This window comes from Mesorhizobium sp. M2A.F.Ca.ET.039.01.1.1 (assembly GCF_003998035.1).
In the GTDB taxonomy this organism is placed as follows: Bacteria; Pseudomonadota; Alphaproteobacteria; order Rhizobiales; family Rhizobiaceae; genus Mesorhizobium.
Genome location: NZ_RZRY01001363.1, coordinates 1 through 791, shown reverse-complemented (window position 1 = coordinate 791; position 791 = coordinate 1). Strand labels below are relative to the sequence as shown.

Genomic DNA, 791 nt, shown 5'->3' with positions numbered 1-791 from the left:
CTACCCGCCGCTCGACAAGGCCCTGCCAGCCAGGGAGCGCAAGCGACGGATCGCCGAGAACATGCCCTTCGCCTGGCGGCTCGACGTCGAAGTGGCAAGGATGCGCGTCACCGCCGACCTGTCATGGACCGAATTCACCGATGAGACGATGTCGGCGACACGAGCGATCGAAGCGCAACCGCAGGCCTGGGGCGACGTCATCGTCGCCCGCCGCGACATCCCGACCAGCTATCATCTTGCCGTCGTCCTCGACGACGCGCTGCAGGGCGTCAGCCATGTCGTGCGCGGCCAGGACCTCTATGCGGCGACCGGCGTGCAGCGCCTGCTGCAGGAACTGCTCGGCCTGCCGCAGCCGCGCTATTTCCACCACCGCCTGATCCTTGGTCCGGACGGCAGGAAACTGTCCAAGAGCTTCAAGGACACCGGTCTTGCCGCGCTTCGCGAGGCGGGCATGTCGTCGCAGGACGTCAGGCGGCTTGTCGAGTTTGATTAAAGTCGCGCCATCCCGGCCTTGATCAGTGCCAGCACGCTGATGAAGGCAAAGGCGCCGCCGAGCCCACAGGCAACCGCCAGCCTGAGGTCGCTCAGGCTGATGCCATGCTTGCCGGCGACCGTCACCGCGGCAAAGAAGCCGAAGATGAACAGCAGCGTGTTGCCGGTCGGGCCAAACCCGCTCTCCTTCATGATCGCGTCGAGCGCCGTGCCGAAGAAGAAACCGAAGCCGGCAATGATCAGGAAGGCGAACAACAGCCAGGTCGTGTCGAGATGCAAAAACATGCCCACCCATGGCG

The 791-nt window shown here is 64.9% G+C and carries 2 protein-coding genes; one reads left to right on the top strand and one right to left on the bottom strand.

The window, feature by feature from the left end; translation table 11 throughout:
* On the top strand, window positions 1-493 hold a 493-nt coding region (locus EOA24_RS39885; protein WP_245502000.1), incomplete at its 5' end, for a glutamate--tRNA ligase family protein.
* On the opposite strand, the gene EOA24_RS39880 is transcribed toward EOA24_RS39885, so the two are convergent.
* The coding region (locus EOA24_RS39880; protein WP_245501999.1) for a hypothetical protein at window positions 490-791 on the bottom strand (302 nt) is incomplete at its 5' end. The two genes, EOA24_RS39885 and EOA24_RS39880, sit on opposite strands and share 4 nt — an antisense overlap.